At 66.1% G+C, this 16,270-nt stretch carries 14 protein-coding genes; 11 read left to right on the plus strand and 3 right to left on the minus strand.

Annotation, left to right across the window (positions count from 1 at the left end; translation table 11 throughout):
* Positions 1-20: 20 nt before the first annotated feature.
* The gene (locus IE243_RS07555; RefSeq protein ID WP_244642977.1) at positions 21-1,427 is read right to left on the minus strand and encodes a YcjX family GTP-binding protein; all 1,407 of its coding nucleotides are present in this window, start codon (positions 1,425-1,427) and stop codon (positions 21-23) included.
* A 254-nt stretch (positions 1,428-1,681) separates the two neighbouring features.
* Here IE243_RS07555 and IE243_RS07560 point away from each other — a divergent pair, with 254 nt between their 5' ends.
* Complete coding sequence (locus IE243_RS07560) at positions 1,682-2,383, plus strand: hypothetical protein (protein WP_191318749.1); 702 nt, start codon at positions 1,682-1,684, stop codon at positions 2,381-2,383.
* Positions 2,384-2,434: 51 nt separating this feature from the next.
* Here the strand turns inward: IE243_RS07560 and IE243_RS07565 are convergent, their stop codons facing one another.
* Positions 2,435-3,001 (minus strand): SixA phosphatase family protein, encoded by a 567-nt coding sequence (locus IE243_RS07565; protein WP_191318750.1) that lies wholly within the window; start codon positions 2,999-3,001, stop codon positions 2,435-2,437.
* 323 nt (positions 3,002-3,324) lie between these two features.
* Between IE243_RS07565 and IE243_RS07570 the strand changes: the two genes are divergently transcribed.
* The 6 genes from IE243_RS07570 (at position 3,325) to dksA (ending at position 9,877) form a co-directional block, all read left to right on the plus strand.
* A complete protein-coding gene (locus IE243_RS07570; RefSeq protein ID WP_191318751.1) occupies positions 3,325-4,371 on the plus strand; it encodes an alcohol dehydrogenase in 1,047 nt (348 codons plus the stop codon).
* Positions 4,372-4,721: 350 nt separating this feature from the next.
* Entirely contained in the window at positions 4,722-5,063 is a 342-nt protein-coding gene (locus IE243_RS07575) for a hypothetical protein (RefSeq protein WP_210319809.1), read from the plus strand.
* 615 nt (positions 5,064-5,678) lie between these two features.
* The gene (locus IE243_RS07580) at positions 5,679-7,058 is read left to right on the plus strand and encodes an MBOAT family O-acyltransferase (protein ID WP_191318753.1); all 1,380 of its coding nucleotides are present in this window, start codon (positions 5,679-5,681) and stop codon (positions 7,056-7,058) included.
* 55 nt (positions 7,059-7,113) lie between these two features.
* Entirely contained in the window at positions 7,114-8,070 is a 957-nt protein-coding gene (locus IE243_RS07585; protein WP_191318754.1) for a hypothetical protein, read from the plus strand.
* Positions 8,071-8,143: 73 nt separating this feature from the next.
* Positions 8,144-9,175, plus strand: coding sequence for a hypothetical protein (locus IE243_RS07590; RefSeq protein ID WP_191318755.1), 1,032 nt, complete (start codon positions 8,144-8,146; stop codon positions 9,173-9,175).
* Positions 9,176-9,457: 282 nt separating this feature from the next.
* Positions 9,458-9,877, plus strand: coding sequence for an RNA polymerase-binding protein DksA (gene dksA / locus IE243_RS07595; RefSeq protein ID WP_191318756.1), 420 nt, complete (start codon positions 9,458-9,460; stop codon positions 9,875-9,877).
* A gap of 163 nt (positions 9,878-10,040) precedes the next feature.
* Here the strand turns inward: dksA and IE243_RS23430 are convergent, their stop codons facing one another.
* Positions 10,041-10,502, minus strand: a complete 462-nt coding sequence (locus IE243_RS23430) for a hypothetical protein (protein WP_244642948.1) — start codon at positions 10,500-10,502, stop codon at positions 10,041-10,043.
* 632 nt (positions 10,503-11,134) lie between these two features.
* Here IE243_RS23430 and IE243_RS23435 point away from each other — a divergent pair.
* From IE243_RS23435 to recA, 4 genes are all read left to right on the plus strand, one after another.
* On the plus strand, positions 11,135-11,293 hold the full coding sequence (locus tag IE243_RS23435) for a hypothetical protein (RefSeq protein WP_244642949.1): 159 nt from the start codon (positions 11,135-11,137) through the stop codon (positions 11,291-11,293).
* 52 nt (positions 11,294-11,345) lie between these two features.
* Positions 11,346-11,750 (plus strand): hypothetical protein, encoded by a 405-nt coding sequence (locus tag IE243_RS23440; RefSeq protein WP_244642950.1) that lies wholly within the window; start codon positions 11,346-11,348, stop codon positions 11,748-11,750.
* Positions 11,751-12,170: 420 nt separating this feature from the next.
* A complete protein-coding gene (gene cckA / locus IE243_RS07605; protein WP_244642952.1) occupies positions 12,171-14,780 on the plus strand; it encodes a cell cycle histidine kinase CckA in 2,610 nt (869 codons plus the stop codon).
* 264 nt (positions 14,781-15,044) lie between these two features.
* On the plus strand, positions 15,045-16,130 hold the full coding sequence (gene recA, locus IE243_RS07610) for a recombinase RecA (RefSeq protein WP_191318758.1): 1,086 nt from the start codon (positions 15,045-15,047) through the stop codon (positions 16,128-16,130).
* Positions 16,131-16,270 lie beyond the last annotated feature (140 nt).

Here is a 16,270-nt window from a genome sequence, read left to right on the forward strand (position 1 = left end):
TCCAGTTTGGGACCAGGTTTTCAGGCCAGACGGTCGGCGAGCAGGAATTCCAGCGCACGGTCGAGGCGGATATGGGGCAGGGCGTGCATGCGGCCCGCCGCGTCCAGAAATGGCGCCGGCGGCCGGAAGCGCGGAAACCGCAACGAACCAGGCGCAATCGCCCCTTCAAACACCGCCTCCGGCCGCTCTGGAAGCTCGCCGGGGAAGATCGCCGCTTCGGTCAGACCGTCAAATGCCTGTCCGTCGATGGTTTCGCCGGCTTCTGGCGTGCCGACGATGGCCGGCAGCTTCACGCCGTTCTCGCGCACCATGGCTTCACGCGTCGCCCGCACGGAGGCCAGCGCCACCGTGCCGACCCGCGCGCCCGCGCCCTCGGTGCGCCGGATGGCCCGGTCCACCAGCAACCGCAGGATCGCGTCCAGCCGGGCGTGGCCTGACTGGTGCAGGTGGTCCGCCTTGGTGGCGGCGAACAGCACGCGATCAATGCGCGGCATGAAGATGCGCGACGCGAGCGAATTGCGTCCGGCGCGGAAAGCCAGCAATACCCGGTCGATGGCGACTTCCAGCTCGGCCAGCGCCGCCGGCCCCCGGTCCAGCGCCGCCAGCACGTCCACCAGCACCAGCTGCCGGTCCAGCCGGGCGAAGTGCTCGCGGAAAAACGGCCCGACCACCCGGCTCTTGTAAGCCTCGAACCGGCGCTCCATCAGCGCGCCCATCGTGTCGGACGCCGGCGTCGCCCCCTTCAGGTCGAGCGGCGCAAAGGTGAGGGCGGGCGAGCCGGCGAGGTCCCCCGGCATCAGGAACCGTCCCGGGGGCGTGGTGGCCACCGCTTCCGGCCCGGCGCGCAGCGCGGCGAGATAGGTCTTGAACGCATCGGCCACGCGCTCGGCCAGCGCTTCGTCGGCTGCTCCGCCCGCGTCGGTTTCAGCCAGCGCGGCCAGCCAGGGGCCCGCGATGGCGGCCCGGTCTGACCGGCGCGCGGCCGCGATGGTCTCGCGCGCCCAGTCCGCGTAGCTTTCATCGAGCAGGGCGAGATCGGTCAGCCACTCGCCGGGATAGTCCACCACGTCCAGGTTGAGCGTCGCTGGTCCCTTGCGCCAGCCGCTGGCGCGCTCATAGTCGATGGCGATGCGCAACTCGGCGATGCGGTTGGTGGATTGTGGCCAACGCCGCTCCGGTCCGGTCATGGCTTCCAGATAGGTCTCATAGGGGAAGCGCGGCACGTCGTCGTCCGGCTGGTGCGCCAGCCGCGCCCGGCGGATGCGCCCCTCGGCGGCGGCGCGAAACACCGGCATCGGCGTCACTTCCAGCAGGTGGTGCACCATGGCGGTGGTGAAAACGGTCTTGCCGGAGCGGGAGAGGCCGGTGACGCCCAGCCGGACGCCTGGCTGGATGGCGCTGAGAGCGAAATCCGCGGCGTTGCGGATCGCGTCATAGGTCTGTGAGAAAACAGTTCCGCTTCCGCTCAAATGCAACGCTCCTTGAGGCTCCGGCCACCCAGGAAAGGGGCCGCGCGTCAGATCAGGCAAATGGGGCCGGTCCGAAGACCGGGTGGCAGGAGTAACCGCGACGGCGACGCATGCAGAATATGGGAAGCCGCCCGACTTTCGCCAGTCGTTGGCGGTGACAGCTGGTCGACGCAGATTTGTCCGGCGCTTGCATATTGGTGCGGGAGGGATCGATGATTCTCAAGGCGCAGGTCTGGTTCATGCGGGAGGGCGCGGCATGGGCCGGATCAGGCGGGCTTCCCGGCCGGGGTGATCCTGACGCCCCGGAGGCGGTGGGACGGGTGCTCGTCGGCAGCGACTGGTCAGCTTTCCACGAACGGAAGGATGACGGCCATTTGACGCTGCTGACGCATGGGGCCAGTCCGCCGAACGGGTGCGTGATGATTGAAAACGCATGGCATGACGACAGCCAGCTTGCGGAGATTGTCGACGATCTGCGTCTCCGCCTGGGTCCATTCCATGTGTTGCGGCTTGTGGCATGCCACGGGGCGGAAGGCGGCGCGGCCTCGCTCGCCAGCAAGCTGTCGGAGCGTTTGCCTGGCTTGCGCATCCATGCGTTTGAAGGCGAGGCTACCGCCATTACCACCGAAAGCCTGCGGCGCATACTTGGGGAAAAGACCGGGCGCACCATCACGCTGCCAGGTCAAGCGCTGCCTGCCTTCCGTGGTCTGGTCCTGCAGGTCAGCGCGCCGGGGCAGCCATTCCGCCCGTCGGGCCGGGAGGTCATCTTCCAGGCCGGCGCCCAGCTTGAACACGCCCGTCCCTATAGCTGGGAGCAACTCCCCGGCCGGGTTCGCCGCGCGGACTGCGACGTTCGCCATTTTGCGGGAAGCCTGGATTATTTTCGTGAGGCGGCGGCCGGCGGGCTGATGTGAGGGCCGCCAGGGCGGGGCGCTCCAGTTCTCCCCAGCTCTCCCCGGTCTTCCTCAGTCCTCATGATCCTCCGCCATGCCTTCAAGGGTGCGGGGCGTGACGAAACGGTCGAGGCGGCCGCTGCGCGGCGTCACTTCCGCCCAGGAGCCGATATTGAAGTCGATCACCGCCAGGCCGCCGGTGGGATATTTTTGCGACAGGCGGGCGAAGGCGTAGCGGTCGCCATGGCCGACCAGCATGTGCGCCAGCTCCTCAAAACCGGGATTGTGCCCCACCAGCAACAATGAATGCGCCGGGCGACCATCCTGAACCACGTGATCGTCCTGGATCACATGCAGCAGATCCTCCACCCGGGCCTCATAAATGCGCGGTTCATACACAACCGGGATGGTCTCGCCGGGGAAGGCCCTGGCGATTTCCTCGCCAACCAGGTCCCAGGTCTGGCGGGTGCGGGTCGCGGTCGAGACAATGGCGAGGTCGGGAAGCAGATTTTCCTGCGTCATGTAGGCGCCCATCAGCGGCGCGGCCTTGCGCCCCCGATCCGCCAGCGGCCGGTCCGGATCGCGCACGTCCCTGGGCCAGGCCGCCTTTGCATGACGCAGCAACATCAGGCGCAACATTTCAATTCCCCTGTCGCGGTTGTTTGGGTCCCGGCCGGGCCAGACGCGTGACGGACGGGCGCGCCTGGTCGCGGCGCCGGCAGGCCGCCCCTCCGCCCGGCGTCCCTTTATATGTGTATTTAAAGCATGCCGCCGGAAAGTGGAAACGCCGGCCTGAAAGCGCCTGCAGGAATATGTCGCGCTGGCGAAACCTGGCGGACTGTGGCGTGCTGCTGCGAAAGTAGCGGGAAAACCTGGCGCGTGGGTCGGGCCTGAGACTTGCCCAAACGTGCGTTCGCCATCATGAATACGCCACCTGTTTCTGCATCGGGAGGAAATCCAAAATGAGAAGTTATCGCCTGGCCGAATTTGGAGCGCCTCTCGAGACGGTGGACCTCGAAACGCCGACCCCGGAGGGCAAGCAGGTTCTGCTGAAGGTGAAGGCTTCCGGCGTTTGCCACAGCGACATCCATATCTGGGAAGGCAGCTACGACCTTGGCGGCGGTCGCAAGATGCAGATGAAGGGCATTCCGCTGCCCCTGACCATGGGTCACGAGATCGTTGGCGAAGTGGTCGCCGTCGGTCCCGAAGCGGAAGGCGTCAAGGTCGGCGAGACCCGCCTCGTGTTCCCGTGGATCGGCTGTGGCCACTGCAGCATCTGCGCCGCCGGCGACGAGCACCTGTGCAACCGTCCCAAGGCGCTGGGCGTGACCTGTGACGGCGGTTACTCCGATCACATGGTGGTTTCCGATCCCAAATATCTGCTCGACATCACCGGCATCGCCCCGGACGTCGCGGCCCCTTACGCCTGCTCGGGCCTCACCACCTACAGCGCCCTGAAAAAGTTCAGCAGCTTCCTGTCGACCGATCCGATCCTGATTCTGGGCGCCGGCGGCCTTGGCCTGATGGCCCTGACCCTGCTGAAGGCGATGAACGCGAAGGGCGCGGTTGTCGTCGACATCGATCCGGCCAAGCGTGACGCCGCCGTGGCTGCTGGCGCGATCGCCGCCATCGATCCCACCGCGCCGGACGCGGTGAAGCAGATCATGGCCGCGGCTGGCGGCGGCGTGCGCGGCGCGCTCGATCTGGTCGGCAACACCGCCACCACGTCGCTGGGCTTCGATGCGCTGGGCAAGGGCGGCAAGCTGGTCATCGTCGGCCTGTTCGGCGGTCAGGCCAACTGGTCGCTGCCGATGTTCCCGATCAAGGCGGCCACCGTGCAGGGCTCGTTCGTCGGCAGCCTCGCGGAACTGCATGAACTGATTGATCTGGTGAAGGCAGGCAAGGTCCCCATGGTGCCGCTGATCCACCGTCCGCTGAAGGACGTGGCGGCGACGCTCGAAGACCTGCGCCTCGGCCGCATCGTCGGTCGCGCCGTCCTGACGCCCTGAGTGAAGAGGCCGCGCGTTCTCCAGCTTCAGGGCGAGCTTCCCAGAAGCTGGAGCGACTTTTTGTGAAGCAGTCGCGACCAGCCAAAGAACGGGTGTGTCCGGTGAGCCAGCTTTCACCGGAAATGCTCAGCCGGGGATCGCGTCAGGAAAACGTGGATCTGGGGGCAGAGGAAGGACGGGCGGCCTGCCATTGGAACCGTTCCATACATTGTGAACAGCCCAGGGTTGCCTGTATCATCTGATTCGCGTCGCCCGGCCGCCATGCCGGACGACGGTTCCCTGTTTTCCCGTGCCGGCTGGCGCGGCGTTGCGACGCCAGCCGCCGGTGTCTCCAGACAGGACGTGGCTACATGTTAAGCATGAACAGTCGCACGTTGACCGTCGCCGGCCTGGCCATTCTCGTGGGCGCGCCCGCCATGGCCAGCGGACCCGTCAGCCGGCCGCATCCGGCGGTGGAGCGTCCGGCGGCGGATGCGCCCGCCCGACCAGCCCAGACAGATGACATGCAGGCGCTGATTGAGGCGACGCGTGAAATCGCCCGGTCGACCGGCGCAGCGGCGGACAGCATTGGCATGGATCCAGACCGGCTCAGCGGCATCCTGATGCGGCTGGACCGGATCGAGGCGCGCGTCAAACGCCTTGATCAACCAGCCAGCCATCCAGCCAGGGGCGCGGAGCCAGGGTGGCGTTGAGCCTGCGGAAACGATGCGGGCCAGGGAGGGTTCCCCGAGACGTCCGGGTGGTTGCGCACCGGAAGGATGATCGTTCGGGGCGTCCGTTGTCAGCGCCAGGGGCGAGGGGGCTTCGGGACGCCTCCAGTGTTCCGGGTGGGCCGCCGGACTGATGATCAGCGAGCGGACGTCGGCGGTTTTCCCCATGGCGTCGTCGGATCGCTTCGGAAAAGCGGATTTCGCTTTTGGTGAACAGGATGCGTCAGGCCGGGTTGGCCGGGCGCATCGTCATATCGGATAATGCCAGCCGCGCGCCTGGTGGAACGACGTTGATATTCGCATCGGATCTCGCATCGCACCGGGACCGGCTGTCGAATTCCCAAGCTCCACCAGACAGTCAGCACGTTGCCAGCAGTCCTGCTGTTCCGGCGTTCACGTCGCCGCCGTCCCGGATGGCGCAAGGCGAATGTCGGAGCAGGCCGTCTGGCGTGTTGCGCCTGCGCTACGCTGGAGTCCGGTTCCGCTCGCGAAGCGGAACATGCCTATTGCCTGTGGTGGGAGCCGGCTCCCACGGTTCGGGGTGGTCGTTCCCACGATTGCGCCGGATCATGTCCGGCCCCCGGAGATCGGTCCGGAATGTTATTTAACTCGTTCATCTTTCTGCTGCTGTTCCTGCCATTCTCCTTGCTGGTCCATTGGCTTGCCGAACGTTTCCGGCCGGAGTGGCGGCTGCTGGTGTTGCTGCTGCTGTCATTCGCATTCTACAGTTACTGGGACTGGCGCTTTGCGCCGCTGCTGGCCGCGTCCATCGGGCTGAACTGGGTGCTGGCGCGCATTTTCTGCCAGGCGCGCCTCGGCTGGCTGATCACTCTGGCGATCTGCGTCAATCTGCTGGTGCTTGGGGTCTTCAAGTACGCCGGCTTTTTCGCCAGCTTCATTCCCGGCGTGACGATGAAGGGCGTCGATGTCTTCGGCTCCGGCGACGCGCTGCCGCTCGGCATTTCCTTCTTCACCTTTCATCACGTCATGTATCTGGTGGATCTGCGCGCCGGCCGCGCGCCCCAGGTCGGTCTTGTGAAATACGGGCTGTACATCGCCTTCTTTCCGCAGGTTCTGGCCGGTCCGCTGGTGCGCTGGAGCGAGATCCTGCACCAGTTCGACGGCCGCCCCTACATGCGCTCCGACGCCGCGGAGCGTTTCGCGCGCGGGCTGCTGCTGCTGTGCGTCGGTCTTGCCAAGAAGGTGCTGATCGGCGACCCGCTGGCTGCGTATGTGAATCCGGTCTTCCAGGAAGCGGCCAACGGCGCGACCATCACCCTCGTTCAGGGCTGGCAGGCAACGCTGGCCTTTACCTTCCAGATTTACTTCGATTTTTCCGGCTATACCGACATGGCGCTGGGCATCGCGCTATTGTTCGGCGTCGTGCTGCCGCAAAACTTCGAGGCGCCATACCGCTCCCTGTCGTTGCAGGATTTCTGGCGGCGCTGGCATATGACCCTGTCGCGGTTCCTGCGCGACTATCTTTACATTCCACTTGGCGGCAATCGTCACGGCCTGCCCCTGCAACTGGGCGCGCTGTTCATCACCATGGCGCTTGGCGGCCTCTGGCACGGCGCCGGCATGACTTTCGTGGCGTGGGGCGCCGCCCATGGCTTCGCCCTCGGCGTGGGGTTGTTGTGGCGCAAGGCGGGCCTGCCCATGCCGGCGGCGCTGGGCTGGGCGGCGACATTCCTGTTCGTGGTCTTTACCTGGGTGCTGTTCCGGGCTGGCAGTTTCGACGCGGCGTTGCGCATCTATGAGGGCATGCTGGGGCTCACGACCATTGGCGCTGGCCTGAAATGGCGCGCCATCGCCATCGCCGCCGCCGTTGCGCTGATCGGTCCGACCGCCTGGACTGCCGTGCACAAGGCGCCGCCGTCGCGCGTGCTTGCCGTCCTTGCGGCAATTGTGTTCACGCTCATCCTGTTCAAGATCGGCGACGATGCGAACTATGAGTTCATCTACTTCCAGTTCTGACCGCTCGACGTCCCCGGCCGCAGCCGGGGCGTCCGCGCGCTGGCGCCGGTTCTCGATGGCGTTCATCGTCGCCGCGATCGCGTCGCTGGCCGCGCTCGCCGTCGGTCTGGTGCTGCTGGACCCCTATGATACCGGGCGGCTGACCCCGCTGGGTCCAAAGGGCATGGCCGAAGGGCCGTCCTGGCAGGTCAACGCCAGTCGCGCCCGCGACCCGCAGTTCGACTCGGCGATTATCGGCAATTCCCGCGCCCAGATGATCGAGCCGGCGATCCTGGATGAAGCGACCGGAAGCCGTTTCGTCAACCTGAGCATTCAGGGCGCCGGGCCGCTGGAGTTGCAACTGGTGCTCGCCACATTCCTGCGCCATCACGCTGCGCCCCGGGCGATCGTCATTGGCGTCGATGAATGGTGGTGCCGCCCGGCGCAGAAGCGCGGCGACAAATTTCCATACTGGCTCTATGCCCCTGGCGCTGTTGAATATTTGCGCGGTCTGGTGCGGTATCAGACGCTTGAGCATACGCCGCGCCGCTTCGCCGTTTTGCGCGGCGGCGCCGCAATGGCCCGCCCGGACGGTTATTGGGACTACACTTCCCTGTATCTCGGCATGACCGGCGCGGAGGCGGCCCAGCGGCGCATGCATGACGGCGAACGTCTCAGCCAGAGCGAAAACCCCAAAAATGTCTTTCCCGCCGTCGCCATCCTGAAAAATATGCTGGACGCCTTGCCAGACAGCACAGGGGTAGCGGTGGTCTGGCCCCCGACCCATACGAGTTATCAGCCGCTGCCAGGCTCCGGGGCGGACGCGACCCTGCGACAATGCCAGGCTGCGTTGCGCGACGTGGTGACGGCGCGCCCTGGCGCAAGGCTGGTGGACTGGAGCGGAGATCGGGACTTCAATCGCGACGCCGCCGATTTTCACGACGGGACCCACTACCGGAAGAACCTTGCCGGCAGGCTGAACGCGGACGTGGCGGACGGTTTGGCGGGAAGGGCGGAAGCAGCGACCAACTGAGCCGGCGCGCTGGCCGTCCTTGCGGCGGTCGCGTTGACGCTCATCCTGTTCAAGATCGGCGATGATGCGAACCATGCGTTCATCCACTTCCAGTTCTGACGGCGCAACGCCGTCGCGCGACGCCAGGCGCTGGCGGCGTTTCTCGGTGACTTTCGTGGTCGCCATCGTGGTGTTGCTGGCCGGGTTCACTGGCGGTCTCGTTCTGCTGGATCCCTATGACACCGGGCGCTTCACCCCGCTGTCAGTGCGCGGGGTGGCGGAAGGGCCGCCCTGGCAGGTCAACGCCAGCCGCGCCCGTGACCAGCGCTTCGACTCGGTGGTCGTGGGCAACTCACGCATGCAGATGCTTGAGCCGGAACGTCTGGACAGGCTCACGGGCCGGCGCTTCGTCAACCTCAGCGTGCTGCGGTCTGGTCCGCTTGAGGTGCGCCCCGTGTTCGAAGCCTTTCTTCGTCATCATCCGTCGCCGCGCGCGGCGGTTATCGGGGTGGACGAACTCTGGTGCCGGCCGACGCAGAAACGGGGCAACCAGTTCCCGTACTGGCTCTATTCAGCCAGCAACCCGGAATATCTCTATGGGCTCGTCCGCTATCAGGCCGTGGAGCAGATGGCGCGGCGTCTGTCTGCGCTTTTTGGCGGCGCGGAGATGGCCCGGCCCGACGGTTATTGGGATTATACGACGGTCTATCTTGGCAAGACGGGGGGGCAGGCAAAGCAGGACGCCATGAAGTCCAGCGCGAGCCGTCCCGTCGACACCGATAATCCTGACAGGGTGTTTCCGGCGATGGCCATTTTGCGGGACATGCTCGACGCCTTGCCAGCCACGACCCGGACCGTGCTGGCCTGGCCGCCAACACACATCAACTTCCAGCCGCAGCCCGGCTCGGTCGCTGAAGCTGTCCTGGACCAGTGCAAGGCGCAGATTCGCGACATCGCAAGCCGACATCCCAACGTCATGTTCCTCGACTGGGGCGGAGACCGCGCGGAGAACCGGAATCCCGCCAACTTCCACGACGAAATCCATTTCCGTAAAGCACTGGCCGGCCAACTGGCGGACGCTGTCGGCGCGGAGCTGGCGCGTCCTGGCAAAGCGACGGCCGACTGAGCTGGCGTTCAGCGGCCGCTGTTGGCGATTCGCACCGGCTGGCGGCTCACGCGCGGGGTTGACGCCTGGCGGGCGGCTGGAGGCGCATGGGCGCCCGCGCGGCAAATCCTTGTCCCGGCAACGGGAACAGGCCGAAATGTCATTTGTTATGACGCTCGTGCGAAGGGATGCGTTGTCGCGACGTCACGCAGCGTCTATACAGCCTCCCTGCATGCGCCCAGGGAAGGCCGGATCCTTGATCTGGCCACGTGATCCCCGCGGGCCCAGGAGAGAACAGCGGCTATGGCGAACGTAACGATAAGCGCGGAATACCGGCCATCCGAAAACGAGCCATTCATGGGTGAGCGCCAGAGAGAGTACTTCCGGCGCAAGCTGCTCGACTGGAAGGACGAGATTCTGAAGGAAAGCCGGGAAACCCTGGCGACCTTGCAAAAGGAAAACGAAAACCATCCGGACGTGGCCGACCGTGCTTCCTCCGAGACGGACCGGGCGATCGAACTGCGGGCGCGCGACCGGCAGCGCAAGCTGATCTCCAAGATCGACGACGCCTTGCAGCGTATCGAAGACGGCACTTATGGTTATTGCGAGGAGACCGGCGAGCCGATCTCCCTGAAGCGGCTGGAGGCGCGCCCCATCGCGACCCTGTCGCTGGAGGCCCAGGAGCGCCACGAGCGCAACGAGCGGGTGCACCGGGACGATTGACCGGCTCGCGGTTTTCGCGGCGTCAGGCAGAGATCGGGGATGTCTGCTTCCGTGTAACTTGGCCGGGGGCGTTGCGTGCGCGACCTGGCGGCAGGTTTGCTGATGAAACAGAAAGGCCGGGTTTTCACCCGGCCTTTCTGTTTGGGTCGTTCGGCAGGCGCGCTCAGCCCTTCCGTGGCGGCGAGCGTCCCAGCAGGCGGGCGAACTCGGCCTCGATCGCCTCGGGAGACAGCGGATCAAGCGCTGGCTTGTCGTCTGATTTGTTGCCGGCGTTGTCGTCGGTCTTGCCCGGCGCGGCGGGTGCAATTGTCTGCGCCGGCCTGGCCGCCGCAGCAGCGGGCGCCGGAGGCGCAACTGGCTTGCTGTCCGCGAAATCAAACGACAGGTCCGGCAAATCAACTTTTGAAATCGGCGCGGCGGGCGCCGATGTCGCCGTGGAAGCCGGATTTGTCTTTTCAGCCGCCGGCGCTTCTGGCTGGCGCGCCGCAGGAGCCGCAGGAGCCGCAGGAGCCTCTGCCTTCGGCGCATCGCCAGGCCCAGACGGTGTTTCGCTGGCAGGAGCCGGCCGTGACGCGGTGGAACGCAGTCCGGCGAGATCAAGGCGCAGGGAGGCCAGCGAGCTCATGGGACGCGGAGCCGCCGTTTCAGTCGCGGGTTCATCCGGGGTGGTTGTTGGAGTTGCGGCTGGCGGTGGGACCGGCTTGGCAGTCTGGGACGCCGCCGCTGGCGCTGGACTGCGCAGCGCGTCCTGCAACTGGCGCTCCATATCATTCAGCACATGCGAATCGATGGCCGGTCGCGCGGGTTGCGCCGCAGATGCGGCGAGCGGCGCGGCAATGGATGGCGCTGCGTTGGTTGCCGGAGGTTTCCCCGTGCCCTGGGAGGCGGCCGGCGCCTGAGGCTCAGGCCCGGGCTGGGGCAGTCCAGACGTCTGCGGCGCGGCTGGACGCTGTTGCGCCGCTGGCTGGCCAGACGGTGCTGCGGGCGTGGGCGTCGGGCCAAAGCCTGGTCGCCCGGTGGGTTGGGCCTGGGCGCGGGCCGCAACAGGAGCGGCAGGCCCACTGGCCGGCGGCCTGACGCCTGGAGGCGGATTGAAACCGGGCGCGGTGGGCCGTCCTGCCGTTGGCCTGGCTGGAGCGGGCGTTGCGGCGCCGGCCGGTCGTTGGCCAGGAGGCTGGCCCAGGGGCTGGCCCAAGGGTTGGCCGGCGGGTTGGCCGGCGGCCGGAACTGGACGGCCCTGGGGAGCCGGAGCAGGCTGTGGCGCGGAAACGCGGACTTCAGGCGCCGCCGCTTGCGGGGCGGGCGCTGGCCGGGCTGCGGGGGTTGGCGCGGGAGCTGCTGGCGGCGGAACTGGCGCTGGCCGTGCGGCTGCGGGGACGGGAGTTGCCGGCGTCGGGGTCGGCGGGGTTGGAGTGACCGGGGCTGGCGCCGGAGCCGCCCCAGGCGCGGGCGCGCCCTGACGAAGCAGGTGATCCACGCTTGGCAGACGGGTTTCGTTGCGAGGTTCGGGCGCGCGTGGCGGTTGCGGCCGTCCATCGTCGGGGCGCGTCTCGGCGCGACCCGTTTCGGACGGTTCGGAGGCGTCCGCCGGATCGCTGGCGACCGCTGGCGCACTGCGCCGCCCTTCGCCGCGAATGATGGCGCTTTCGATCACCACGTCCGATGCGCCGCCGATCATCACCAGATGCTCGACATGGTCGCGGCGCACCAGCACCAGCTGGCGCTGGTCGTCAAGATCATAAACGTCCACAACGCCCAGTCGGGGTTGCCGCGATCGCGGCCCCTGGGCGGCGGCGCGCTTGCGACCCGACGTAATGCGCCGCAGCACGAAAGCGAGAATCATCACCACGACGAGGATGATGATGAAGGCTAACAGGAATTGCGCGGCGTTTGTCATCTCTGATCCGGACATCGGTTGCTCGGGCGATTGCTGTCGCAAACCGGCGAACCGTCCGGCGACAACATACGTGAGGCGCAGTTTTTCATGATCAGGGTTAATCGACGGTTGACAGACCGGCAACAAGGATTCGCGTGTGGAAGCAGAAAACGTGAACCTTTCGGCAGGCTTCTTCGATTAAGGTGAACGCACGGATTAACTTCGGGCGGCGCGCGCCTCATCGTCTGTTGCGCAGGCTGCGCATGAATGGCCGCGGGGACGTTGCCATTTTATCCGCGATCCTGCTTCTGATGGCGGGCGCGGCGATAGCCGCGACCGGATGGCAGGGCGCGCCGCCGCGCGCGCTGTTGGGAGGCGGCCAGGCCGCCTCCAGCGGAAGCGATTGTCAGGACGTCGATGACCAGTTCACTGTTCCGAACGCGCATGGCGCAAACCGCGATGGACGCGCAGGACGCCGATAATACGCGCGCGCCCGGCGAGCGGCGGAACTTCTGGCGGGGCAATGGCGTGGCCTTGCCCTTGCTGGGTTTCTCCATGGCCTTCATCGCGGCGGCTGTCTGGCTGGCGACCCTGGCCCCGGCGGACGCGCGCGCGCTGGTCATCGGTCTGCTTGCTGTTCTGGCGGTGGTCGGCATTTTCGCGTTGTTCGGCTTCGCCGTAGGCTTCTTCCAGCTGGCCCGGGGCGTTTCGCGCCCGACGCGCCTTGCCCGCGCCATCGTCGACGGTTCGCCAGCTGGTCATGCGGTGGCGGATAGCCATGGCGACGTGATCTGGTGCAACAACGCCTGGCGCGACCTTGTGGGTGGGGAGGGCGACCAGCCCGCCTCACTGGAGCGCGCCTCGCGCCATGCGCCCGAAATCAGCGAAGCGCTTTACCGGCTGGCGCAAGCCGCCAGGCAGGGCCGCGTCGCCCATGACGAACTGCGGTTTCCCGCCGCTCCTTGCCAGGGCGGCGACGCCAGCCCTGCCGGGGCCGCCGGTTCCCCCGGTCAGGCATCCTGGCGACGGGTGGAGGCGCGCCAGCTCGGCGCCGGTCGCAAGGCGCCTTTGTTGTGGACAGTGACGGACGTCACCGCCGACCGCGATCGCCAGGAGCGGATGTTCCAGGAGCTTCAGCACGCCATCGATTTTCTGGATCAGGCGCCGGCGGGCTTCCTGTCCATCGAAGGCGACGGCGATATCGGTTACATGAACGCCACGCTGGCTGGCTGGCTGGGGATCGATCTGGCCAGCGCCGGGGCCGGCGGGGTCCGGCTGGATGAAATCGTGGCCCGGGGCGCCGCCGCGCAATTGCTGGCGGCGTCGATGACCGGAGATGGCGTCGACGGGATCGAGACGCTTGATCTGGATCTGCGCCGGCGTGACGGCCACGTCCTGCCGGTGCGGGTGATGCATCGCACGCCGGTGGATGGAAGTGGACGGCGCCTGCCGTCGCGCACGCTGGTGCTCAACCGTTCGTCAGGCCGTCCGTCCACCGGCGAGACCTCCGAAGGCCAGCGCCAGGCGGAGGTCCGCTTCGCCCGCTTCTTCAACAACACGCCGGTGGCCATCGCCACCATTGCCGGCGACGGCGCCATACTGCAGAGCAACGCGTCGTTCTCACGCCTGTTTCCAGCGGAAGTGGTGGCCGGCGGCGTTACCGGCGTCGTGGTGGAAAAGGACGCGCCACAGCTTGAGGCGGCGCTGCGGTCAGCCGCCCGACAGGAAGACGTCGCTCCATTCGACGCGCAGATAGCCGGCGACGGCGGCCGGTCCGCGCGGTTCTATGTAAGCAGCGTTGATGATGCTGAAGGCGAGGGCGAGGCGGCGATCATCTACGCGCTCGACACCACCGAGCAGCGCGCCCTGGAGGCGCAGTTTGCCCAGGCCCAGAAGATGAACGCGGTTGGCCAGCTCGCCGGCGGCGTGGCGCACGACTTCAACAACGTTCTGCAGGCGATCATCGGTTTCAGCGACCTGCTGCTGGCCAAGCATCGCCCGACCGATCCCTCCTTCCAGGACATCATGCAGATCAAGGGCAACGCCAACCGCGCCGCCGCGCTGGTGCGGCATCTGCTGGCGTTCTCGCGCCGCCAGACGCTGCGTCCGCAGGTCATGCAGGTGGGCGACGTGCTGGCGGACGTTTCCCTGTTGCTGAAGCGGCTGCTGGGCGAGCGGGTCGACCTCGACGTGCATCACGGGCGCGATATCTGGCCGGTCAAGGCCGACATCAACCAGTTCGAACAGGTCATCATGAACCTGTCGGTCAACGCGCGCGACGCCATGCCGGACGGCGGCAAGGTTTCGATCCGCACAAGCAATGTCACGGCGGCGGAGGCCCGGCGCTACGACGACAGCATGCCCGCGGCCGATTATGTGATGATCGAGGTGAGCGACACCGGCGTTGGCATGCCCCCGGAGGTGATGGTCCAGATCTTCGAGCCATTCTTCACAACGAAGGAAGTGGGCAAGGGCACGGGCCTAGGTCTGTCGACGGTGTATGGCATCGTCAAGCAGACGGACGGCTTCATCCTCTGCGACAGCGAGCTGGGCAGGGGCACGACCTTCCGCATTTTCCTGCCGCGCCATGTTGCGGAAGAACAGCCATTGAAAGTCGAGGGCGGCGCGGCCGTCGCCCGTCAACCCGCCGCCGATCTGACCGGACGCGGCGTGATCCTGCTGGTTGAGGATGAAGAGGCGGTGCGTGCGTTCGCCTCCCGCGCCCTGTCAACCCGCGGCTATACGGTGCTGGAGGCCGCCTCTGGCCGTGAGGCGATCAGCCTGCTGGAGGAGCGGGGCGAGCCGGTCGATCTCGTCGTCTCCGACGTGGTCATGCCTGAAATGGACGGGCCGTCGTTGCTGCGCGAATTGCGCGCCCGCGATATCCAGGCGCGCATCGTGTTTGTATCCGGCTATGCCGAAGATGCGTTCCGCAAGAACCTGCCGGAAGGGGAGGCGTTTGTTTTCCTGCCCAAGCCCTTCAGCCTCAAACAACTCATCGAGGCGGTGAAGGCGCAAATGGAGTAAAGGCAGCTGAAACGACGGATCGTGGGTGGAAATGCGCGTGCGTGACGCTGGATATTCACCCGCCATTCCGTGTGGAAGCGCCCACCGCGGCGCTCTGCCCCCCGGTGACCCGTGCGATGACCGGGCGTCACGGCGATGGGCGGAAAAAACCCTTTACATGCAATATAATGTTGAGAACAAAAATCGAACATGATATATGGAACATATAGAGTACAAACAACGCGTTGAAGCCGCCCGACGCGTCATGCCATAAGGGACAGGACAATGTCGCAATCCGCGCTCAGGCTCGTTGAAGGTTCCTCCATGGACAAGACAAAGGCGCTCGACGCAGCGCTTTCCCAGATCGAGCGGTCGTTTGGCAAGGGCTCCATCATGCGCCTTGGCAAGAACGACCGCCCCGTCGAGATCGAAACGGTGTCAACCGGTTCTCTCGGGCTTGATATTGCGCTGGGCGTTGGCGGTCTGCCGCGTGGCCGCATCATCGAAGTTTATGGCCCGGAATCGTCGGGCAAGACCACGCTGGCGCTGCACACCATCGCCGAGGCCCAGAAAAAAGGCGGCGTCTGCGCTTTTGTTGACGCCGAGCACGCGCTGGATCCGGTTTACGCTCGCAAGCTGGGCGTGAAGCTGGATGACCTGCTGATCTCACAGCCGGACACTGGCGAGCAGGCGCTTGAGATTGCCGATACGCTGGTGCGTTCCGGCGCGATCGACGTGCTGGTGATCGACTCGGTGGCGGCCCTGACGCCGCGCGCCGAAATCGAAGGCGAAATGGGTGAAGTGCAGCCGGGTCTTCAGGCGCGCCTGATGAGCCAGGCGTTGCGCAAGCTCACCGGCTCGATTTCGCGCTCCAACACCATGGTCATCTTCATCAACCAGATTCGCATGAAGATTGGCGTGATGTACGGTTCGCCCGAGACCACGACGGGCGGCAACGCGCTGAAGTTCTATGCCTCGGTCCGCCTCGACATCCGCCGCACCGGCGCGATCAAGGATCGTGATGAAGTCACGGGCAATTCAACGCGCGTCAAGGTGGTGAAAAACAAGGTGGCGCCGCCTTTCAAGCAGGTTGAATTCGACATCATGTATGGCGAGGGCATCTCCAAGCTTGGCGAGCTGATTGACCTGGGCGTCAAGGGCGGCATTGTCGACAAGTCGGGCGCCTGGTTCTCTTATGACAGCCAGCGTCTGGGGCAGGGGCGCGAGAACGCCAAGACGTTCCTGCGACAGAACCCCGAGATCGCCGACCGCATCGAAGCCGCCATTCGCCAGAACGCTGGCCTCCTTGCCGAACGCATTCTGGAGAATATCGATCCTTCAGAAGATGAGCTCGACGAGGGCCAGGCCTGATTCTGACGCCGGCGGATCACCCCCGCCGGCGTTTCATCTTTATCCGCCGTGGGCGGACGCCAGCCTGGTTACTGGATTCGATGCAACTACCGGCGCTGGCGACGACCATTGGCTGCATGTGAGCCATTGGCGCATCGCCC

The organism is Camelimonas fluminis (assembly GCF_014656355.1).
Taxonomy (GTDB): domain Bacteria; phylum Pseudomonadota; class Alphaproteobacteria; order Rhizobiales; family Beijerinckiaceae; genus Camelimonas; species Camelimonas fluminis.